Origin of the sequence: Borreliella sinica, from assembly GCF_033969665.2 — a bacterium.
GTDB lineage: Bacteria > Spirochaetota > Spirochaetia > Borreliales > Borreliaceae > Borreliella > Borreliella sinica.
On sequence record NZ_CP135180.1, the window covers coordinates 559,215 to 581,193 of the forward strand.

At 28.3% G+C, this 21,979-nt stretch carries 17 protein-coding genes; 8 read left to right on the plus strand and 9 right to left on the minus strand.

The features are described from left to right. Positions 1–8: 8 nt before the first annotated feature. The 7 genes from QIA41_RS02625 to QIA41_RS02655 form a co-directional block, all read right to left on the minus strand. Entirely contained in the window at positions 9–983 is a 975-nt protein-coding gene (locus QIA41_RS02625; protein WP_320292483.1) for an ATP-binding cassette domain-containing protein, read from the minus strand. Continuing rightward, positions 984–1,856, minus strand: coding sequence for an ABC transporter ATP-binding protein (locus tag QIA41_RS02630; protein ID WP_320292484.1), 873 nt, complete (start codon positions 1,854–1,856; stop codon positions 984–986). Positions 1,857–1,867: 11 nt separating this feature from the next. After that, positions 1,868–2,917 (minus strand): ABC transporter permease, encoded by a 1,050-nt coding sequence (locus QIA41_RS02635; protein ID WP_320292485.1) that lies wholly within the window; start codon positions 2,915–2,917, stop codon positions 1,868–1,870. A 12-nt stretch (positions 2,918–2,929) separates the two neighbouring features. Further along, on the minus strand, positions 2,930–3,850 hold the full coding sequence (locus QIA41_RS02640) for an ABC transporter permease (RefSeq protein ID WP_320292486.1): 921 nt from the start codon (positions 3,848–3,850) through the stop codon (positions 2,930–2,932). A gap of 202 nt (positions 3,851–4,052) precedes the next feature. Continuing rightward, on the minus strand, positions 4,053–5,678 hold the full coding sequence (locus tag QIA41_RS02645) for a peptide ABC transporter substrate-binding protein (protein ID WP_320292487.1): 1,626 nt from the start codon (positions 5,676–5,678) through the stop codon (positions 4,053–4,055). 131 nt (positions 5,679–5,809) lie between these two features. Further along, positions 5,810–7,396, minus strand: a complete 1,587-nt coding sequence (locus QIA41_RS02650) for a peptide ABC transporter substrate-binding protein (RefSeq protein ID WP_320292488.1) — start codon at positions 7,394–7,396, stop codon at positions 5,810–5,812. 111 nt (positions 7,397–7,507) lie between these two features. After that, positions 7,508–9,085, minus strand: coding sequence for a peptide ABC transporter substrate-binding protein (locus tag QIA41_RS02655; RefSeq protein ID WP_320292489.1), 1,578 nt, complete (start codon positions 9,083–9,085; stop codon positions 7,508–7,510). Between the two features lie 411 nt (positions 9,086–9,496). On the opposite strand from QIA41_RS02655, the gene QIA41_RS02660 reads away from it, so the two are divergent. Genes QIA41_RS02660 through QIA41_RS02670 form a run of 3 tightly spaced genes read left to right on the plus strand, consistent with a single transcriptional unit; the run spans position 9,497 to position 14,387 of the window. Continuing rightward, positions 9,497–10,393 carry a 1-acyl-sn-glycerol-3-phosphate acyltransferase gene (locus QIA41_RS02660; protein WP_320292490.1) on the plus strand — a complete coding sequence of 299 codons (897 nt, stop codon included), beginning with the start codon at positions 9,497–9,499 and terminating at the stop codon, positions 10,391–10,393. A 20-nt stretch (positions 10,394–10,413) separates the two neighbouring features. Next, positions 10,414–13,221: a periplasmic flagellar collar protein FlcA gene (flcA, locus tag QIA41_RS02665; RefSeq protein WP_320292491.1), complete on the plus strand. Its 2,808-nt coding sequence runs from the start codon at positions 10,414–10,416 to the stop codon at positions 13,219–13,221. A 56-nt stretch (positions 13,222–13,277) separates the two neighbouring features. Further along, positions 13,278–14,387, plus strand: coding sequence for a vWA domain-containing protein (locus QIA41_RS02670; RefSeq protein WP_320292798.1), 1,110 nt, complete (start codon positions 13,278–13,280; stop codon positions 14,385–14,387). Positions 14,388–14,393: 6 nt separating this feature from the next. Here the strand turns inward: QIA41_RS02670 and QIA41_RS02675 are convergent, their stop codons facing one another. Beyond that, positions 14,394–14,759, minus strand: a complete 366-nt coding sequence (locus QIA41_RS02675; RefSeq protein ID WP_320292492.1) for an outer membrane protein assembly factor BamD — start codon at positions 14,757–14,759, stop codon at positions 14,394–14,396. A gap of 92 nt (positions 14,760–14,851) precedes the next feature. After that, positions 14,852–15,988 carry a LysM peptidoglycan-binding domain-containing protein gene (locus QIA41_RS02680; protein WP_320292493.1) on the minus strand — a complete coding sequence of 379 codons (1,137 nt, stop codon included), beginning with the start codon at positions 15,986–15,988 and terminating at the stop codon, positions 14,852–14,854. Between the two features lie 260 nt (positions 15,989–16,248). Here QIA41_RS02680 and QIA41_RS02685 point away from each other — a divergent pair, with 260 nt between their 5' ends. The 5 genes from QIA41_RS02685 (at position 16,249) to QIA41_RS02705 (ending at position 21,978) form a co-directional block, all read left to right on the plus strand. Further along, positions 16,249–17,316 carry a hypothetical protein gene (locus QIA41_RS02685; protein WP_407653022.1) on the plus strand — a complete coding sequence of 356 codons (1,068 nt, stop codon included), beginning with the start codon at positions 16,249–16,251 and terminating at the stop codon, positions 17,314–17,316. A 416-nt stretch (positions 17,317–17,732) separates the two neighbouring features. After that, entirely contained in the window at positions 17,733–18,782 is a 1,050-nt protein-coding gene (locus tag QIA41_RS02690) for a BMP family ABC transporter substrate-binding protein (protein WP_320292494.1), read from the plus strand. Beyond that, on the plus strand, positions 18,782–20,242 hold the full coding sequence (locus tag QIA41_RS02695; protein WP_320292495.1) for an ATP-binding cassette domain-containing protein: 1,461 nt from the start codon (positions 18,782–18,784) through the stop codon (positions 20,240–20,242). Before QIA41_RS02690 ends, QIA41_RS02695 begins: the two co-directional genes overlap by 1 nt. After that, the gene (locus QIA41_RS02700) at positions 20,239–21,171 is read left to right on the plus strand and encodes an ABC transporter permease (protein WP_320292496.1); all 933 of its coding nucleotides are present in this window, start codon (positions 20,239–20,241) and stop codon (positions 21,169–21,171) included. The genes QIA41_RS02695 and QIA41_RS02700 overlap by 4 nt, the downstream gene beginning before the upstream one ends. Continuing rightward, positions 21,172–21,978 (plus strand): ABC transporter permease, encoded by an 807-nt coding sequence (locus tag QIA41_RS02705; RefSeq protein WP_320292497.1) that lies wholly within the window; start codon positions 21,172–21,174, stop codon positions 21,976–21,978. It begins immediately after the preceding gene. Position 21,979: the final 1 nt, after the last annotated feature.

Here is a 21,979-nt window from a genome sequence, read left to right on the forward strand (position 1 = left end):
AAATTTTTTTATTTATTCATTTCATCAAAAAGATATTTAGATACAAAGTGATCTTTTTCCACTTCTTCAAGTTTTGGATGTATTTGAGTTGATAAATGAATTTTTCTAACGTTTGCCAAAGTTTGTTCATCTAGTAGCTTTATATTTTTATTTTTTCTTTTTTCTGGGTTGATTTCAGGAATTGATGCTATTAGCATTTTAGTATATGGGTGAATTGGGTTTGAAAATAGTGTTTCTCTAGGTGCAAGTTCTAGAATAACCCCAAGATACATTACGGCTATTTTATCGCTCATATATTTTACTACAGCAAGATCATGGGAAATAAATAAATAAGATAAATTGAACTCTTTTTGCAAAGTTTTTAGCAGATTTAAAATTTGAGCTCTGATTGATACATCAAGCGCAGAAACGGCTTCGTCTAAAAGCAAAAGCTTAGGATTTAAAGCCAATGCTCTAGCAATTCCTATCCTCTGCCTTTGACCTCCTGAAAATTCATGAGGATATCTAGCCAGCATGCTTTTATGTAATCCAACAATATCTGTTAGCTCGTTTACTCTTTGCTCTATTTCTTGTTTTGTTTTTGGAAGAATTTTGTTTTCATTATATATTTCTAGTGGTTCTGCTATTATTTCTTTTATTGTCATTCTTGGATCAAGTGAAGTATGGGGATCTTGGAATACCATTTGCATATCTTTTTTTGTTCTCAGGAGTTCTTTTTTTGAAAGTTTAGTTATGTTTTTTTCGTTAAAGTAAATATTTCCAGAAGTTGGTGTATAAAGCTGCATTATTGAGCGAAGGGTAGTAGATTTGCCGCAGCCAGATTCTCCAACTAGGCCCAAAGTTTTATTTTTTTCAACTTCAAAGCTCACATTGTTTACCGCAGTTACTTTTTGTTTGTTTTTCCAAAATAAAAAATCTTCTCCAGTTGTGAATGTTTGTATTAAGTTTTCTACTTTAAGAATTATTTCTTTTTTATTGTTCATTTAAAACTCCTCAATACTGGCTTTCGCGTTCTCAGCAGGATTTTCTTTTATTGAATAAAGTTTTTTATTTGGATCATGTTCTAGCGTAAGAATTGATTTTAAAAGCCCAATAGTGTAAGGGTGTTTGGGATTGTTAAATATTTCCTCTACTGTCCCTTCTTCTACAATTTTTCCTTGATACATGACAGATACTGTATCACAAATTTCAGCAACAACTGCAAGATCATGGGTTATGAATATGGTAGAGGTGTTAAATTTTTTAGATAGGTTTTTGATTAATAATAATATTTGCTCTTGTATTGTAACATCAAGGGCTGTTGTTGGTTCATCTGCTATTAGTAAGGATGGATGACAGCTAAGTGCCATGGCAATCATAACTCTTTGTCTCATTCCTCCTGAAAATTGATGAGGAAAATGCTTTATTCTCTCTTCTGCGTTTACAACACCAACAGTTTTCAACATTTCTATTGCTTTTTCTTTAGCTTCTTTTTTCCCCAATCTTTGGTGTAAGATTATTGTTTCTTCAAGTTGAGTTGATATCCTTAAAAATGGATTTAATGAAGTCATTGGGTCTTGAAATATCATTGATATTTTATTTCCTCTGATTTTTAAAAGTTCTTTTTCGCTAAGTTTTAGTAGATCTTGATTTTCAAATAGTATTTCTCCGCTTTTATATACTGTTGTAAGTTCTGGTAATAATTTTAAAATAGCCATGCTTGTTACGGATTTCCCACTTCCAGATTCTCCAACAATAGCTCTAATTTCTCCTCTTTTTACAGATAGGTTAATATTGTTCACAGGATGAATTGTTGTATGTTTTAATTTAAATTCGATTGCTAAATTTTTTATTTCTAGTATGTTTTCTTTTTCCATTCAATTTCTCCTCAGATGCTGTCTTTTGGATCAAATGCATCCCTTAACCCGTCACCTAAAAAGTTCATAAATAATAGAAATATTGTCATGACTATGGCTGGAATAAAAACTTTCCATGGATATTCAACAAATGTAGCAATTCCATTTTGTACTAATTCTCCCCAGCTTGTCATTGGGGCTGAAATTCCAAGCCCCAAAAAGGATAAAAATGCTTCAGCCATAATAAAGCTTGGAACCCTTATTGTTGTGAATATAACTATCATCCCAATGCTATTAGGGATTAAGTGTTTTAAGATTATTCTTTGATTTGTTGCACCAAAGGTTTTGGCTGCTTGTATAAATTCTGAACTTGATAATGATTGTACTTGACCTCGTACAACTCGAGCGACTGTTAACCAGGATACAAATGCAAGTGCTATGAATAATCCTATTATACTTCTTTCCATTATTGCCATTAGTATTATTACAATAAGCAAATAGGGCAATACATAAAGAATTTCGATTGTTTTAGTGATTATTTTATCAGGCAATCCCCCAAAAAATCCCGCTATTGAGCCCAGAATAGTTCCTATTATCATAGACAAAAAGGCTCCAATAAATCCTACAGAAAGAGAGATTTGACTGCCTTGTATTAATCTTGCAAGCAAATCTCTTCCAAGATTATCCGTGCCAAGCAAATACATTCTTTTATGTATTTTTACTTCTTTGTTATCTAGTATTTGGACTTCATTTTCTATTTTGCTTTTTATTTCTTCGAGTTTTTTTAGCTCGTCTTCATTTATTTCTCTTTTTTCTTTTTTTGCTAATTTTTCAATAAAATTTTTTTCTTTCTTGTACCACAGTTCGCCAGCAGCCTGGAAAGATGGTGGCAAGTCAGAATGCTCTACTATTTGAGTATGGTATTTATATATAGGCAATATTGGTTGTAGAATGGCGATTAAAATATAAAATCCAATTACAAAAAGACTGCTAAATGCCAGTTTGTTTTCTTTAAACCGTGACCAAGCTCTTCTTTCGGGTTTAGAATTATTTTTTTCATTTTGTTTTTCAAGGCTATTCATTTTTATTTCCCCTTAAACTCTTGGATCTAACATTTTATATATAATATCTGATATTAATATAGAAATAAGCAGTATTATTGAATACACTAACAATCCCCCCATTAATACTGGATAATCTCTATTTAGTGCTGATTCTGTTATAAACATTCCCATTCCAGCAATTCTAAATATTTTTTCAATAACTACGCTTCCAGAGATTATAGCAGCAAATGCTGGGCCTATATAACTTACTACAGGTAGCATTGCTCCTCTTAACATATGCTTTATAACTATCTTTTTAAAGCTTAGCCCTTTTGCACGTGCAGTTCTTACAAAGTCACTCTGTATTATTTCTAACATAGAGCCTCTGATTATTCTTGCGAAAATAGCGACATTGGGCATGCTAAGGGTTATTATAGGTAGAATTAAATTTGAAAATCCTCCCCTTTCTGTAATCCATCCAGAGGTGTAAAGTAAACCCCATTTAATTGCAAAAAAGTATTGTAAAATTGGTCCTATTACGAATAATGGTATTGAAATTCCTAGTACCGCTATTGATGTTATTATGTAATCTATATAAGTATTTTTATAAATAGCAGCGAATATTCCTATTGGTATTCCTATTGATAGTGATATAATAAGGGATATTACCCCAAGTGTAAGTGATTTTGGAAATCCCAATTTTATGTATTGATTAACCGTAAGGTCTTTCTTTTTTAAAGAAGGTCCCAGATCTCCTTTTAGAACGTTTGAAATATAATAAAATGCTTGAATATAAAAAGGTTTGTCAAGATGATATTTTTCCATCAATCTTGCTTTTACTTGAGGATCAATAGGCTTCTCGGAATCAAATGGACTTCCAGGGGCCATTCTCATTACAAAAAAGCATAAAAAAATTATTGTTAGTAAAGTTGGTATTATTCCTATTAATTTTTTTAAAGTAAACCTTAACATTTTTGCTCCTTTGTAACTAAATATTGGCAAACACTATGTATTAGTCAATTATATCATATAGTATTTATTGTTTTTCAATCTATGATTGATAATTTTTAGTGGAATAGAATGTTGTTTATGTTGTGCTTAATAATTTGATTTTCAATATTATATTAGACTTAAATATTATTTTTAATTTATATTGATCTTTTTAAAAAAATAATCAATTGTGTTTTGCGTTCTTAATTGATTTTAATTCACAAAAATAGTAAACTTCGGATACATTAGGATTCCATCCGCTCCATTTGTCATTTCTAAAAAGATAATGTCCAGAATATATGTATATTGGTGCGGCGGGAAAATCTTTTTCAATTATTATTTCCTCTGCTTTTCTGAGTAAATTTTTTCTTTTTATAGGATCTTCTTCAAAATCCGATTCCTTGATTAGTTTGTCAAATTCTAAGTTTGAATATCCGTATGATGCAAGTTGTGAATTTTCGCTTGTGAATATAGTGAAATATGTGTGTGGGTCTAAATATTCTCCAATGCGACCAATTCTTATTATTTCAAAATTACCCTTATTCCTGTTATTTGTAAGAACAGGCCAATTTTCATTAGCAAGTATGATATTTATATTTAAAATTTTTTTCCATTGATTTTGAATAAATGTAGCAATTTTTTTATGAGTTTCGTTTGTATTATATTTTAGCGTTAATATTGGGAATCCTTTTCCGTTAGGATATCCAGCTTGTGTTAAAAGTTCTTTAGATTTTTCAGGATCAAATAAATCTAATTTTTTACCATAATTGTAATTTTCAAGTTCAGGTGTTATTTCTCTTGTAGGAATTGTACCATCATTGAGTAATTTGTAAGTTAAAGTTTCTCTGTCAATGGCCAGTGTTAAAGCTTCTCTAACTTTAGCATCATCAAGGGGTTTGATTTTTGTATTAAACGAATATAAATAAATTGCATTACTTTTGTGTTGATAATAGTCACTTTGCAGTTTTATTTCGTTTACAATGTCCGGGGGTATGCTATTAAAAATGGCATCAATTTCGTTGTTTTTATACATATTGTATACAGTCAGGTCATTGTCAGACGTAATATAAACAAGTTCTTCAAGCTCCACTTCTTTTGCATTGTAATAGTGCTCATTTTTTTCAAATATAATTTTTTCATTAGGCAATCTTTCTTTTAATTTAAAAGGACCGCTGGTAACCATGTTTTCAGGATTTGTCCAATTTTCTTTATATTTTTCAATAACATGAATAGGCACTGGCATAAATGTGTGATGTAGGAGTAGTTCAAGAAAATAGGGTTTTGGTGATGTGAGTGTTATTTCTAATGTTTTTTCGTCAATTGCCTTAATTCCAAGTTCAGAATCAGATACTTTTTCGTCAAAATACTCTTGTCCATTTTTTATTATTGATTTAAGCATACCAACATTTGTAGATTCTGTTGTTTTATTTAAAATTCTTAAAAAAGATTTTCTTATTCCTTCAGCAGTAATTGGAACTCCATCACTCCAAACAATATTATCTCTTAGGTGAAATTGATATGTTTTTCCATCTTTTGAGGTTTCCCAATTTTTAGCAAGTCCGGGTTTGAGCTTTCCTGTTTTGGTATTTAATGCTAAAAGTCCTGAGAATATTTGTTCTAAAATTCTTGCTCCGATTGTTTCGTCTACTAAGTGCGGATCAAGCGATGAGGGTGCTCCCCCTATATATACTTTAAATGTTAACTTTTCTTTTTCTGAATTATTATTACATGTAATTAAAAAGACAGCAAGTATGATCAGCGTTGATATCTTAAATTTTTTACGTATTTTTTTAGTTTTATTAACGCTCATTTTAACCTTTCCCCTAAATCGAAATTATTTATAAAATTAAACTATCTTTATCTTTTTTTTAAAAGAAAGTCAATAAAAATCGCCCATTTTAATTTGTTTTTATAGACGATTTTTATTTAATTAAGCATTGGTTATTTATTTTTTAATTTTAATTGAGATAAATCAAATCTTTCTGAAATATTAGTATTCCAGCCTGTCCACTTGTCATTTCTGAAAAGATAACTATTTCCATATATGTATATTGGGGCTATTGGAAAATCTTTTTCAATAATTATCTCTTCTGCTTTTCTTAGTATTTCTTGTCTTTTTATTGGATCAAGTTCAAGATCAGATTTTTTAATAAGTTCGTTGTATTCTGAGTTTGAGTAATTGTGAGATGAAAATTGTGTGTATCCTTGTGTGAATATACTTAAAAATGTCAGAGGATCAGCATAGTCACCTATCCAGCCTGCTCTTGCTATTTCGTAATTTCCATTTGCTTTGGTATTTAAGTAGGTTGTCCATTCTTCGTTTTCAAGCTCCACATCAATGTTTAGATTTTTTTTCCATTGGTTTTGAATAAATTCGCAAATTTTTCTATTTGATTCGTTTGTATTATATTTTAATTTTAAAATGGGAAATCCATTACCGTTGGGATAACCAGCTTCAGCTAGAAAGGCTTTTGCGGCCTCAGGATTAAATAATTCTAAATCTTTAGCATAAGAATATGAGCTAAAATTAGGAGTTACCCTTCTTGTGGGGGTTGTTCCGTTGTCAAGAACTTTATATGTGAGTGTTTCTCTATCAATAGCAAGAGATAGTGCCTTTCTAACTTCAACATTGTCAAGCGGTTTAATGTGTGTGTTAAATGCATAAAAGTATATGGCATTAACAGCAGATGAATAATAATCGCTTCTTAATTTTAAATCTTTAATTAAATCGGGCGGTATGGAACCAAAGATTGCATCTAATTCCCCATTTTCATACATTTTATATGCTGTTGAATTGTCATTTGTTGTATAAAATGTAATGTTTTCTACTTCTACTTCGTTTGAGTTGTAATAGTTATTATTTTTTTCGAACACATACTTTTCATTAGGAATTCTTTCTTTTAATTTAAAAGGACCACTTGTAACCATGTTCTCAGGATTTGTCCAGCTTTGTCCATACTTTTCGGTAATATGAATTGGTACTGGAATAAATGATTGGTGTACCAACATGTCAATAAAATAAGGTTTTGGTGCTTCTAGTGTTATCTCTAATGTTTTTTCATCAATTGCTCTAATTCCAAGCTCGGAGTCTGACACTTGTTCGTCAAAATATTTTTGACCATTCTTGATAGTTGATTTAACCATTTCGACATATTTTGAGCCAGTTTCTTTATTTAAAATTCTAAGATAAGATTTCCTAATTCCTTCTGCGGTGATTGCAACCCCATCGCTCCAGGTGATGTTTTCTCTTAGGGTAAATGTGTAAACTGTTCCGTCATGAGAAATATCCCAATCTTTTGCAAGTCCTGGCTTGTTTCCCCCTGTGTCAGGGTCGCCTGTAATAAGCCCTTTAAACATTGTTTCTATCATTCTTGATGCAACATTATCTTCTGCTAATTGAGGATCAAGACTGCTTGGCTCTGCCCCCAAGCTTATTTTAAATGATACTCCTTCTTTTTTTTCTTCGTTATTACAACAAATAAAAGCTAGAAAAAATATTATTGAAAATAATAACTTTTGTAATTTCATAATTTTTTATACCTCCGTTTTAAAGTTAACTTTGAAATTTAACTTTGGTTTTTATAATTGTCCTTTCCGTAGATATAATTTTAAATCTTAATTTTAAAATTACTTATTTTATTATTTTTTAGTTTTAATATCTTCGTATAAATAGCTTTCTGCAATATTTGGTATCCATCCTGTCCATTTATCATTTCTGAAAAGGTAATGAGATTTGGGCACATACAAAGGGGCCATAGGAAAATCTTTTTCTACTATGATTGCTTCAGCTTCTCTTAAAATGTCTTGTCTTTTTAATTGATCAAATTCCAAATTAGATTTTGTTATTAAGGCATCATATTCTTCGTTCGAATATTGATATGCCCCAAAAAGATGATTTTCTGTTGTAAATAAGCTTTCTAAGAATGTTAAAGGGTCAAAATAGTCTCCTATCCATCCTACGTTTGAGATTTGGTAATTTCCAGTTCTTCTGCTTCCCAGAAATGTTGTCCATTCTTCATTTTCGATTTCTATGTTAATGTTTAAGATTTTTTTAAATTGTTCTTGTAAAAATTCTGTTACTATTGATCCCCCCCCATTTGTTGAGATTTTATATTTCAATGTAGGAAATCCCCTTCCATCTGGATATCCAGCTTCAGCTAAAAGTTTTTTTGCATTCTCAGGATCAAATAATATTAAATTTTTTCCATAAGAATAATCATCAAATTTTGGAGTTAAATTTCTTGTTGGATCTGAACCCCCTTTTAAAACTACTTTAGATAAAGTTTCTCTATCAATAGCAAGTGATAGGGCTTGTCGAACCTTGAGATTATCTAGGGGCTTTAGAGTTGTATTGAATGCTATGTATGCCATTGCATTTTTTAATCCCGAATAATAATCGTCTCTTATTCTAATTTCTTCTAGATTATTTTTTTCTGCTCCTTGTAGAAAATCGATTTCTCCGTTTATGTACATATTGTAAGCTACACTACCTTCTATTGGATAAAATATCACCTCATCAATTTCTACATTTTTTGCATTATAATACATATCATTTTTTTCTATTACGATTTTATCGTTAATTGATCTTTCTTTGAGTTTGTATGCACCACTAACAACTATATTTTCAGGATTTGTCCAATTTTCTCCATATTTTTCAACAATATGCATTGGAATTGGTATATATGCTGAGTGTGTTAACATATCGGGGAAATAGGGTTTTGGAGATATTAATGTTATTTCCAAGGTTTTATTGTCAATAGCTTTTATGCCAAGTTCAGATTCAGGCACTGTTTCATCGAAATATTCTTGTGCGTTTTTTATTGTAGATTTTACCAAATTAGCATACAATGCAGTAGTTTCTTTATTTAAGATTCTTAGATACGATTTTTTTATTTCCTCAGCAGTAATGGCAACTCCATCACTCCAAACTATATCTTCTCTTAAGTGAAATGTGTAAACAGTTCCATTCTCAGAAACATCCCAACTTCTTGCAAGTCCTGGTTTATATTTTCCAGTTTGTGAATCTTTTACTGCTAATCCTAAGAATAGGTTTACAATAATATTACTACTATAAAGGTCTGTTGAGAGGTGAGGATCAAGTGATGATGGTTCGTTTAAATTTGACACTCTAAAAACTATTTTTTCTTTTTTAGCATCATTAATACAAGCTGTTAAAAAGAAAATAGTTAATATTAAAGCTATTTTTATGTATTTCATTGGATTTTCCTTTTTCAATGTTTTGTTTATTCTTTATTAATCTTTTTAATAAAGAAATGTTTGCTTTGTTTTATTTTAAATATTTGTGTCCCCCTGGTATTTTGATTTGTCTTTTGTTTAAATTTTACTTTAATTTTTGCAATAAAAAAAGTCCAATAAGTCCAATAAGTCCAATAAATTGAATAGCTATTAGTGATATTTTATTTATTGTTATAGGTTTGTTATAAGTTTAAATTCAACTTTAATTTGAGTAATAAATAAGGTATAATGAACGTTAAATGTTTTCAAAAATGTATGCTTGTTTAATATTAGTTATTGTTAGTCTTATAGTAGGGTTGTTTATTTATGATGAAGAATGGTTTAGCTAATGATTAAGTGGCAACATGGAATGCTTTAAAAGGTGTTATTTTTATGTTTGTACAAAATGAAAGTTTTGATAAATATTTTAAAGACATGGAGAGCGACTTTGTAAGTCAGTTTAAGTCTGTTGAAAATGTTGATTATTTGGATAAATCTTATCGCAATGCAGATTCTAACAGTAGAAGATTAGCAGATAGAATGATAGAGAGGCTTCTTGAGAGTGGGTCCACCATTGTTGGCATGCAAAATATTTTAGAACTTTATCAAAAGGCTAAATCCGGTAAGTCTTCAATTATATTAATGGAACATTATAGTAATTTTGATTTTCCCTGTTTTCAATTTTTACTTTATAAAATGGGTTATCGTGATATTGCAGATAATATTGTTCCAATAGCTGGAGTTAAACTTTTCAGAGATAATTTATTTGTTAAAACTCTTTCTTTGGGATACAATGCAATATTGGTGTATCCACCACATTCATTTGTTGGGGTTGGTGTAGAGCATGCCAGACAAAGACGTGTTTTTAATGCTAATTCTATGAAATATATTTATGAAAAGAAAAATAGTGGACACATTATACTTATTTTTCCTACGGCTACTAGATATAGAAAAGGAAGGCCCGAAACAAAAAAAATAATTTTAGAAATTGCCAACTATTTTAAAATTTTTGATTATTATTTGATGATCGGAGTTAATGGAAATGTTTTAGAAGTTTCTGAAGATGGAGATATGTCTCACGATGTTTTTAAAAGAGATTCTCTTGTATATAATGCTGATAAGGTTGTAAGTATTGTTGAATATAGGGATAGAATTTTAAACACTTTAAAAGATTGTCAGACAGAAATTACAAAAGAAGTTTTAGGTTTGAAAATTGCTGAGGATTTAGAAAATCGCTTTAATTTACTTCATGCAGAAGGGTTCGAAGTGTATAAAAAGAGTTTTTTATGATCTAGGAATTTGGTTGCGATATGCCCGATATAGATAAAATAAAACAGTTTAAAAGAGAAATATTAGATGATCTTTCTAATGAGAGATCATCTAAAGAATCTTTTGGCTTGAGTATGGACGTTAAGCTTCCCGAGCCTGGAGAGAGTATTGTTCCTTGGATAAGTGAAGATCTTACTTTAGAGGGAAATGATGATGAGCTTGATTTAAATTTTATGCTTGATGCTCTTGAGAGCGAGGATAAGTTACCTTACTCTGAAATTTCTAATGGCAATATATCTTTAGATAGCTCTGATTTAAGAATTGATATGGATTCAGAGCTTTCAACCTTGAATAATGATTTTGACGTTTCTTCTAGTGATTCTTTTGAAAACAATATTGACAAGATTCTTGATGATAATTCTATTGATTTAGAAGCCGCCTCAAAGCTTGATTTTGATAAGTTAATCAATTCTTCAGAATTAAATTCTGAAGAATTGATTAACAATCAAGGCGATAATAATTCTTTTAAAACCAACAATGATTTTTTTGTTTCAAGGGATGATGATTTTTTACAATCTAATAAGTCCAATGAAGTTAATATTGACGATGTGATGGTAAATGATAAAAGCCAGATCGGTGAACAATCAGAGATGTTTGTTGAAGGCAATTTAAATTTAAGTTCTGATGATAATGATTTTGAAAATGTTGCAGATGATTTTAAATTTTTAGAAGATAACCAAAATACAAATTCCAAACATTTTGAATTTAAGGTTAATTATCCGTTATTTTTAAAACATTTGGATTCTTATCCTAGAAATTTAAGAATTGCAATTGCTGAAGCTTTAACCAAAGATGATGTTTCAAAGTATAAACTTGAGGCGTTAATTGATCTTGTTGAAAAAAACAAAAAAGGATTAAAATTTATTGCTAAATTTGTAGGGGATATTGTTGGGCGATCTATTAAATTGCCTATAATTTATTTTAAGGCTGAAGAATTTAGCAAGCTTCAGCAGAAATTGAGCTATAGAATCTCAAGGGCTTTACTACCTTTGATAAAAATAGCTTCTCTTTTTGTTGTTTTAGTTTTAGTTTCTTTATACTTTATAGTAGATGTAGTATTCTTTTATGTTGTCTCTGAGAGTAAGTATAAAGAGGGCATAGAATCTATATATGCAAATAAAAGAGAGCTTGCAAAGGCTATCTTTAAAGACGCTTATTATATTAGGCCCAATGATAAATGGTTTATAAATTATGCTAAAGCGTTTGAAGAAATTAGGGATTTTGATAGTGCTGAAGAGAAGTATGAGGAATTGTTTACACTTGAACCTTTTTCCAAAAATTCTACAAGCAGAAGGCGAAAAAAGTTTAATAAGGAAGGATATATTGCTTACGCTTCTATGAAAATTAGTCTTGGAGAATACTCTGAGGCCAATTCAATACTTGATGAGGTTATATCTTATGATCTTTACGATTATGATGCTTTAGTATTAAAGGGAGATAATTATTTTAAATGGGCTAGGACAAATTCTAGCTACTATAAGGAGAGTATTAATAGCTATACAGTTGCGCTTTCAAAGTATGGACAAAAAAAGGAAATTTTATTTAAACTTTTCAATGCTTATATTGAGGCTGATTTGGATACTGAGTCTGATAATGTTAATAATTTTATTAAGGCAAATGAAATCCTAGATGTTGATGAAGTTGTTTATACAAAATATGCTAAAAAGCTAGTGGACAAGTATATTGCTTTTGTAAATTATAATCAGAGGGCAAATAATCTTGCTATAAACTTAAGTTATCTTAATGGTCAAACGAATTTATTAAATAAAGAATTCTCTGATTTAAAAAGAAATGATGGTAGAACTATTTTTAAGCTTGACAATAATGTTAATATGAATTCAGAGATTGAATACATTCTCAGGAAAATATTAAATAAAAATCCCAATTACGATAAGGCACTTTTTGAAAGCGGAAGATATTCGTACTATATAGGGGATTTTAAGAAAGCTGAAGTTTATTTGCTTAAAGCATTAAATAGTTTTAGGCAGAAAAGTTCAATTAAAGATGCTGAGGATAAAATATTGGCCTATAAGATTTTAGCAGACATTTATGAAAAATCTAGAGATTCTCTAAGAGCCAGCAATATTATTGGTTTAGCTTTAAATGATTATTCTTTTTATAAAAAACACAATCTTATAAAAGGATCTAAGGAGATTTCTTCAATTTATGAAAAACAAGGCGATATTCTTAGATCTTTAAATGACTTTAAGTCTGCGATATCTTCTTACAAATCGGCAATAAATGAGGGTGTTGATTATCCAGATGTTTACTATAAAGCCGGATTACTTAGTTATAGAGAAGATAATTACGATGATGCATTAAAATATTTATTTAAAGTAGAGAGCATGGCAGGGTTTTCAAGTAGTAATGAAGTTTTAAATTCTATTGCTTTAACTCTTTATAAGATGGGAGATTTTTTAGCTTCTAGAAGCTATTATTTAAGAGTTATGCAAAATTTAGAGTTAGAGAAGGCTAATGTTTTGAATTTTAATCCCAAGGAAAATGAATATCATAAAATTCTTTTATTAAAAGAAATTGAGACTTATAATAATCTTGGAGTTGTAGAAGTAATGGCCTCTTTCTCATCCATAAGAGATACTAAACTTTTTAATTCTGGAGTTAGTAATTTAAGTGAATCTGCCAAGATTTTTGATATATTAAATAGAGATGAGGATATGGTAAAAAGTGTTAAAAAAGATCTTGCTAGTTTGAATCTCAGGAATATTTTTAAGAACACTTTTTCTAAGTCAAATGTTTTGTTTTATGAAAATTTATCTGAAAAACTTTAGCTATAGGTCTTATTCATTAGTTTCTAGCTGTTTATGAGGGTGATTTCCGTATTATGATGAAGAAAATTTTTTTCTTTCTTTTTATTAGTTTTTATTTGTTTGGATTAGAAGATGATTCTTTAAAAATCGGCATTGATGACGTTTATGTTGAGGCTCATAAAGAAGGGTTTCATCTTTTTATTAGAAAAAAACCCTCAATCAAATCAGTAATATTAACAGAGTCTTTTGAGATCCCCGATAAGAAAAAAGATGTGGCCACTTATTCATTTCGTACATTAAGTTATAATAAAGTTAATGGAGATGAAATTAGAATTTTAAATGGAAGAGTTATTAGAAATAAGGAACTTTTATCATTGACATCTTCCACTCCTGTTCCTAATAAGAAGTTTGGAGAAGCTTTTCATATATTAATTCCAAAAAAATTAAAATATGGGTTTCCAAATTTTTCAACAAGAAGCGGTGAGATTGATTTAGAGGTATTAAAAACCAAAAAAGAACCTTTTTGGTTTTCTATAAGATCTTTTGAAAAAAAATATAATGATTATTTAGGTAGGTATCAAGACAATGCTTATGAATTGTTTTTCAAGGATACTCAAAATCAAGGAAAAATTGAATTTAATGAACTAAAGGATACTTTTACAAAATTTTCAGATGAGGTTGTTATTGCTAATAATGGCATTGATATTGTTGATAAAATAAAAAAAATTTTAAAAAACTCAGAAGATTCAATTTATGATTTAGATTTAGTTCTTGTTATTGATGTTACTGATAGTATGAAAAGTAATATTGAAATTTTAAAAGAGCATTTATTTTCCATAATAGAGCCTCAACTGCAAAAGTTTAAATCCTATAGAATAGGTCTTGTTTTTTATAAAGACTATCTTGAGGATTTTTTAACCAAAGCTTTTGATTTCAATACTATTCCCTATTTAAATAATATTCTTAAATATGTTAATGTTGGCGGTGGTGGGGATTATCCAGAAGCTGTGTTTGAGGGGATTGATGCTGCTGTAACTCAGTTTGATTGGCGAGCAGAAAGAAGATTTATTATTGTCATAGGAGATGCGCCTCCTCATGAGTATCCAAGAGGGTCTGTTGTTTACAAAGATGTTATCAATTCTGCAAAGGAAAAAGATATTACAATTTATGGAATAATATTCCAGTAAAAATTTTTATTTTTTTAAATCATTATTTTCTATTTTATTTAATATTTTTTCAGCTAAAGGCTTAATCCATTTAGGCATTTCCATATTGTTTTCTATTAATTCTTCAAATATGTTTTTTGCTATTTCTGTTTTGTTTATTGTGTAATATATGAATGCAATTTCATATTTGCCAGTAGCAACTATATTTGGATTGTGTTCGAAATTTTGAATCATTTTTTCGTATGCTTTTAATGCAGAGTTGTAATCATTAACATTAATGGCTTTTTGAGCTTCTCTGAGATAAATCCCGTAAGGAGTTTCTTTTGTTAATTTGTCTAAGTTAATTGTATAACACGAAATAAATATTAAGCTTAATAATATTAGTTTTTTCATTTTCTGACTCTTTTAGAATGTTTTTATTATTAATTTTATTAGATATAAAACAAGAAAGCAAGGCTTTCGCCTTGCTATATTTTTATTTTTGATTATTTGGCAGGAATTATTATTTTCCAGTTAGAATGAATCAGGTCTGGATTTTGTATTTTTTGTCTGTTGGCGAACCAAATTTTTGGCCATAAGTAAGGATCATTGTATAACTTTTTAGAAATGCCCCATAAGGTATTGCCTATTTTTATTACGTAAAGTTCACTACTTGCGTTGCTTTGATAGGCTTCTAGATATCTTGCAGATTCCAAAAATAATTCATTAGCAAGTCTAAAGTTTTTAGCATGTTTAGCTTCAACCCCTTTTTCCCATAATTTTCTAGATTGCTCAATAAGTTCTAGTGTTTTGAATTGTTCTTGAGGTTTAGAGGTTTTTGCTATTTCCTCCTTTTCCTCATATGCGAGTACTATTGGAGTTGAAATTGCCATTTCTCCAAGAAGATAGGTGTCTTCATTAATATTTAAAAAGTTTAAGTGATTATTTTTTTCTTTAATAAATTCTCTACCATTCCATGGCGATGGTTTGATAAGCTTATTATTGCTATAAATTGGCAAGTTGGAAGCCGCCTCAAGCGCTTTTAATTGTTTATACATTCTTTCATCAGTTTCTTTTAAAGCTTTAGCTTCTTTAGCGTTTTTTGATGCTTGTTGTGCTCTGTTGAATGCTTTACTATACATGTCAAGGGCATTATCAAGGTCATAATTTTTATATTTTCTTGTTGCTTCAAAATATAAGTTATTTACTTCGTCGATTTCTAACGGAATCCATATATACGCTTCATTTGCTTCTGCATCGTTTAGATACTTTTCAATATTTTCTTTAAGGTAATTTGTTTTTTCTTTTTTTTCTCGCGTTTCTTTTATTATTGTTTTATACCTTTCAAGCACTTTTAGCGCAATTTCATTTCCTTCTTCTGTGTGTTTTTTAGAAAAACTTTGTTTCATTGCTTCTTCTAGCTTCTCAGCTTCGTTAAACTCTTTAGAATAAAAAAGATGTCCTCTTTCTTTTATTAGTTCGTTTTTAATGTCTTTTATATCCCTTAATTGAAAATTTTTATTATCTAGCTGTGCAATTTTAGCATTTTTGCTCTCTCTAGCTTCCGGAGGCGTTTTGCATGCAATAAAAGAGATTGCCGCTACAATGCGCAGCATCAACATTAATTTATTCTTTATATTCATAAATACACCCTTCTAATAACTTGGCTTCTATTATCTTTAAAGTAAGACCCTTTAAATATTAAGGTTCTTACTTTTTACTATTTTAATAGTATAGCAATTATAGCAATTCAATAAAAACTTAATATTTTTAATTTAAATTATAGTTCTTTTTCATCATTGTTCAAAGTGTAATAAATTTATGTAAAACAAGGTATAATTAATTTTATAAATTTTTAAAATTTCAGGAGAGCTATATTTTTAGAATATATCATTTTGTCCTTTTGATATTGCTTTCAAGTGGGGTGTTGTTATTTTCTCAAGTAGCGGTTGTAAAAGAAATAGAAGGTAAAGTTGGTGTTGTTAGAAATACACTTCCTATTAAGTTGGATTTAGATGATGAAATTTTTGAGTATGACTTTATTGAGGTTGGAGAAAATTCAAAGCTTAGAATAAATTTATATGAAATAAACGGTATTTCTGCGGATTTAATTTTTTATTCCAATACCAATAGTTTTGTGTTTTATTCTTCTCTTAGAGATTTGCAAGATGCAAAAATTTATTTGTTTAGAGGGAGTGTTGATGCTGTAATTCATAATATTGTTAAAGGATCTTCATTCTCTGTTATAATAGATAATAATTTATTTAAAACTGAGAATACTTCAAAATTTTATGCCAACAGCGAGTATTTTAATAATTGTTTTATTAATGTTTACAAGGGTAGTGTCAGACATATTAATAAAACTGAGTATTTAATTTTTCCCAATACTAGTCTTTTGCTTTTTAATGGAAATTCTTTTTTACACAAAGTCAATGAAGGCACTTTAAAGGGTGTTAATCAAAATTTTATAAGGATGGCTAAAGATAATTTTATGTCTTTAAATAAAGGGTTTTTATATTTTTTTATTTTAAAGTATATTGAAGATAGTTTTAGATTTAACTTTATGTATAATTATTTAATGAAAGATTTTAAATTTAATTCTATATATTCAAAATGGAGCCTGGAAGATAAAAATTATAAACTTGGCAACAGGATTGATATGATTAGAAATATTAATTATTTAAAGGGTAGAATTGGAATGCTTTTTAATAATTTTGTTGACTTGGCGAATAGGTTTTATTTTGTGGACGATTTTTTTAAGTATTTTCCTGCTTATTTTAATAAGTCATCAACTGTTAACAGTCTTATTATAAAATTTTTAAAAGATTATAAGGCTAGTAAAATCGTTTTAAAGAATAAATTTTTTAAAACGATTCATTCTTTAAAGATGTATTTAAGACGTTCAAATAATGATATTACTAGTGATTTAAATGTTAATGAATTGCATTTATTGCGCCCTAGAGAGTTTTGATTTTTATATTCTTAGCTTTTTATGTTAAAGTTATCTGTTAGATAAGATGGTATTTCCCCTTAAAATTAAAATATAAGGAGAAATTAACTTATTCGACCATTTGGTATTATTAGCTATTTTAAACCAGTAATATTGAATATTGTTAGGAAAATGAAAAATTTTCAAATTTTATTATATTATTGGACGAAATTTAAAATTTATATGCAGAATTTGCTTAGTATTTTGTTAAGTTTAGGTTTTAAATTTTTTTGCTAAAATCTTATAATAAGAGAAAAATGTGTTCTTTGAATGTTTGTATGATTTTTCAATCAGTTTTGGCAGCTTTATTTTTATAGCTTATTATTTATCTTTTTTATTTGATTTTTGTGACATTAAAGTGAGTTTAATAATAATTAATAAAAGGGTGTTTTATCTTTATGAGTAAGAACTTGGTTTTTAAAGGGTTTTGGATTTTATTCACCATATTCCATTTATATTTATTTGTTTATTTAATTTTTTTAAAGAGGCGAAAGGTTGATATTCTCAATAAAACCAATATTGCTTTATTTATTCCAGGGATAATTTCAGGATCCCCATCTTATAAAGAAATGTATGATTCTTTGTTTGAATTTAAAAAAAATCATGAAAATCTTGAAATTAAAGTTTTAGAAGCTGGATTTAATCAAAGCGAGTGGATAGAAATTCTTGAAAAATTATTAGCTTCAAAAAGATATGATTTTTTAATAACTGCAAATAATGCTATGCAGGATATTGTTGATAATATTTCAAATGATTATCCTTATACCAAGTTTATTATTTTTGATTCTTTAGTTAAGAACACTAATAATCAAGTTTATTCAGTTTCTTATAATGTTGCAGAAGAAGCATACATTTTAGGATATTATGTAGGTCTTTTTTTAAAGGAGTTTAATTCTGGATTAGGCAATGTTGCCCTTATCGCAGGCCAAGAATATCCTGTTATGAGAGATTATATTTATTATTATTTCAAAAAAGGCATTTTTGATTTGGGTGTGAATTCTGAAGTTTATTATAGAGTTTTAGGCAATTGGCATGATAGTAATTTGGCCAAATTGTTGTCAGACTCTTTAATCCAGAATTCGGGTGTTTTAGTAATACTTCCTATTGTGGGGCCTGCTGTTGAGGGAGTGCTTTCATCTGTTAGAGAGAATAATATTTTTGCGATTCTTTTTGATAGTGAAGATTATTTGGATAATAAAGAGAATATTATTGGTTCAGGAATTACAAATCAAAAATATTATGTTTCGTATATTTTAGATAAGGCACTTAAGTCAGAGATTAACTATGGGAATTCTGGTATTTTTGGTATAAAACACAAAGGGGTTTTATTTAATATTTCAAATGTTTTTTATTTGAATCGAACCAGCCAAAAGTTGAAAGAAGAACTTTTGAAAAAAATAGAAGAGGTTAGTGCAAATGGTATAAAAATTAATTTGGAACAAAATTAATGGTAGAGTTTAAAAATATAGTTAAATATTTCCCAGATATTGATAAGCCTATTTTAGACGGTATTAATTTAAAAGTTGGCGAAGTTAAAATTTTCACAGTAGTTGGTAAAAATGGAGAAGGAAAGAGTACCCTAGCCAAGATTATTGCTGGGCTTGTTGAGTTTGATAGTGGAGAAATATTTGTAAACGGCATTAAGCAGAAAAATTGGAATGTAGATAAAGCTAAAAATAACGGTATTTATCTTGTTTCTCAAGTTCCTAATCTAAAAATGAACTTAAGAGTATGGGAGTATTTGAGTATTTATTGGTTTGGTTATGCATTTTTCATGCCTATGAATAAATCTAAAACCTATAAATATTATAAATGGCTTATGCAATTTTATAAAATTTCTTTTGATTTAGATAAGAAAATTAAAGATTTGAATATTAAAGAAATATATTTTTTACTTATTATTGCTTCTCTTAAAGAAAATGCAAAAATAATTATTTTTGATGAAAGCGCTGCTTATTTTTCTCAAAAAGAAGCGCAAGCTTTTATAAAATTGCTTGTATTGCTTAAGAAATCAGGAATCACTTCCTTTTTTATTACTCATACTGAGATCACTGATGCTGTAAAATTTAGTGATGAGTTTATTGTTTTAAAAGATGGAAAATGTTTTAGAACAATAAACAAAGAATCAATTTTAAGCAAACTTGAATCCTCTAGTGATAAAATATCTTTTTCAAATATTAATTTTAATAAATTTGAAAAAGATTCTATTAAATTTAATTTGTTTTTTGAAGATTTTTGGAAGTACGATGTTAGTTTTTCTTTAAATAAAAGGGGTATTTTAGGAATAATTGGTGAAGAAGCTGCAATTAAAACTTGGGAAAAATTATTCTTAGGAGAGCTTGTTTTTTTTGGATGCATAAAAATTGATGGCATTAGGTATGAGCGAATAAATATTTTTGAGTGTAAAGCGGGATTTTTACCCCTAGGTATTGGTAATTTATTCCCCGATAATAGCAGTATATTAGATAATTTTTTAGCTAAATTTATGAATTTTGAAAATAAAATTTTTATTAGACAATCTTATATTAACAAGATTAAAGATTTTTTTTTAAAAAAAATGGAATTTTATAGCGAAGAGAAAATATATAGAATTCTTTATTCTAAATCTTTGGCATTTTCTGGAGGAACTTTGAAGAAGTTTGCCCTTTACAGAGAGATGTATATTGCAAAAAGTTTTTTAATTTGTTTTTCTCCTTTAAGTAATTTAGATCACAAAGCTTATAATGAAATGTCTATCGCTATTCGTAATTATTCAAAAGAAAAGCCGGTGCTTTTGATTACTTCCAATTTAGATGAATTGCTTTTGCTTTCTGATAACATTTTGGTAATGAAAATGGGAGAAGTTTTGTTAAACGTATCTAGAGAAAATGTTGGTAAAGAAAAATTAAAGGAATTGCTATTTTTATGACTTTGTTTAGAAATGGCTTTATGGCATTAATTTTTTCTTTTTTGATAATAAGTATCAGCTATTTTTTTGGTGATTTTTTTCAATTTTCTTATATCAAGATGATATCTTGGCGTTTTATTTTATTTTTAATCATGGCTACTGGCATTGCTACCTGTGGCAAGAGCAATTCATTAAATCTTGGAAATGAAGGTCAAGTTTATTTTGGAGCATTTTTCGCTTATATATTTTCAAGGTTTTTTGGATTAACCTATTTTAATTTTATATATTTAATATTTTTGAGTTCTTTTTTTGTAGGGCTTTTAGGGCTTATTCCCTTTTATATTATTTTTTTCTTTGGATTAAATAAAGCTTTAACAGGGCTTTTAATATCTTATGGAAATCAAAGGTTGGTAGATGGATTTATTTTAAATATGTTAAAAACCGATGATTTTTCCAATCAGACAAAAAGAATTAACAGCTTATTTGGGATTGATTCATCGCTTATTTATTTGTTTTTGTTTGGTATGTCAATTTGGTTTTTTTATTTTTTTATGCATAAAAAAACTATTTATGGACTTCAACTTGAAATATTAAGTAATAAGAAAAAGATAGATATTTTTTTCAATATAAATGAATTTAAATATAAATTTTTTGCGGTATTTGGCAGTGCCTTTTTAAATGGTCTTGCGGGTTCTATGCTTGTGGTGTTTTTTAAACCGTATTTAGTTTTAGGCATAACCTCAGGACTTGGTTGGAGTAGTTTGATTGTCGCTGTAATTTCAGGATTTAATTATATTTATGTATTATTTTTTAGCCTATTGTTTTCAATATTAATTGAGTTTAATAATTTTCTTAATATAAATTATGACTTTAAGTATGAATTTATTGGCCTGTGTCAGTCAATTGCTATTTTTCTCTCTTTATTTTTGATTAAAACTAGGAAAAAGTAGATGTTTGGTATTTTTGAGCAAGCTCTTGTATTTTCGTATTTAGCACTTGGGGTTCTTTATACGGAAAAAATAGGACTTTTAAATGTATCTATTGAGGGCATTTCGTATCTTTCAATATTTTTAACATCTTTTTTTATTTATTTTGGATATGGAATTTTCATGTCGATCATTTTTACTCTTTTTATTAGTTTTTTGTTTGCATTCTTTTTATCTTTTATTGTGAAGAAAAATTATGATATTTTTATAGCAGGAATAGGTATTAATATTTTTTGTTATTTCTTTGTTGATTATTTGATGAAGAGTAATTTTGGTTTCATTCCCAGTTTTACTTTAAATTTATCTAGAAATTTTGAGATTATTGTTTTTATTGTTATTTTTTTCATTTTTCTATTTATTACTGTTTATATTATAAATTATTCAAGAATTAAAGCAGTTTTTGAATTTATCTCTTCGGGCAATTACGAAGACATTTTGGGTGAGAAAATAAGCAATCGTTTTAAATCTTTTGCAATTTTTGTATCAATTTTTACAGCAAGTCTTGCGGGTTCGTTTATTGCAATAAGTCTTAATGCTTACTCTTATAATTTGGGATTAAACAATGGTTGGCTTGCTATTTGCATTCTTTATATTGCATTTTCAAATCCTTTATTAATTTTTCCAATTTCTTTCTTATTTGTTTTTTTTAAATATCAATTTTTTCACACCCAAGAGTATATAAATTCTTATTTTTCCCTTTCTTTTCCATTTTATATAGCAATAATAATAAATATATTGGTTTCTCTGACTAAGAAAAAAGATAAATCTTAGT

Coding starts and splice junctions, on each gene's coding strand:
- QIA41_RS02625 (WP_320292483.1), bottom strand. CDS start 983: ATGAACAATAAAAAAGAAATAATTCTTAAAGTAGAAAACTTAATACAA.
- QIA41_RS02630 (WP_320292484.1), bottom strand. CDS start 1,856: ATGGAAAAAGAAAACATACTAGAAATAAAAAATTTAGCAATCGAATTT.
- QIA41_RS02635 (WP_320292485.1), bottom strand. CDS start 2,917: ATGAATAGCCTTGAAAAACAAAATGAAAAAAATAATTCTAAACCCGAA.
- QIA41_RS02640 (WP_320292486.1), bottom strand. CDS start 3,850: ATGTTAAGGTTTACTTTAAAAAAATTAATAGGAATAATACCAACTTTA.
- QIA41_RS02645 (WP_320292487.1), bottom strand. CDS start 5,678: ATGAGCGTTAATAAAACTAAAAAAATACGTAAAAAATTTAAGATATCA.
- QIA41_RS02650 (WP_320292488.1), bottom strand. CDS start 7,396: ATGAAATTACAAAAGTTATTATTTTCAATAATATTTTTTCTAGCTTTT.
- QIA41_RS02655 (WP_320292489.1), bottom strand. CDS start 9,085: ATGAAATACATAAAAATAGCTTTAATATTAACTATTTTCTTTTTAACA.
- QIA41_RS02660 (WP_320292490.1), top strand. CDS start 9,497: ATGTTTGTACAAAATGAAAGTTTTGATAAATATTTTAAAGACATGGAG.
- flcA (WP_320292491.1), top strand. CDS start 10,414: ATGCCCGATATAGATAAAATAAAACAGTTTAAAAGAGAAATATTAGAT.
- QIA41_RS02670 (WP_320292798.1), top strand. CDS start 13,278: ATGAAGAAAATTTTTTTCTTTCTTTTTATTAGTTTTTATTTGTTTGGA.
- QIA41_RS02675 (WP_320292492.1), bottom strand. CDS start 14,759: ATGAAAAAACTAATATTATTAAGCTTAATATTTATTTCGTGTTATACA.
- QIA41_RS02680 (WP_320292493.1), bottom strand. CDS start 15,988: ATGAATATAAAGAATAAATTAATGTTGATGCTGCGCATTGTAGCGGCA.
- QIA41_RS02690 (WP_320292494.1), top strand. CDS start 17,733: ATGAGTAAGAACTTGGTTTTTAAAGGGTTTTGGATTTTATTCACCATA.
- QIA41_RS02695 (WP_320292495.1), top strand. CDS start 18,782: ATGGTAGAGTTTAAAAATATAGTTAAATATTTCCCAGATATTGATAAG.
- QIA41_RS02700 (WP_320292496.1), top strand. CDS start 20,239: ATGACTTTGTTTAGAAATGGCTTTATGGCATTAATTTTTTCTTTTTTG.
- QIA41_RS02705 (WP_320292497.1), top strand. CDS start 21,172: ATGTTTGGTATTTTTGAGCAAGCTCTTGTATTTTCGTATTTAGCACTT.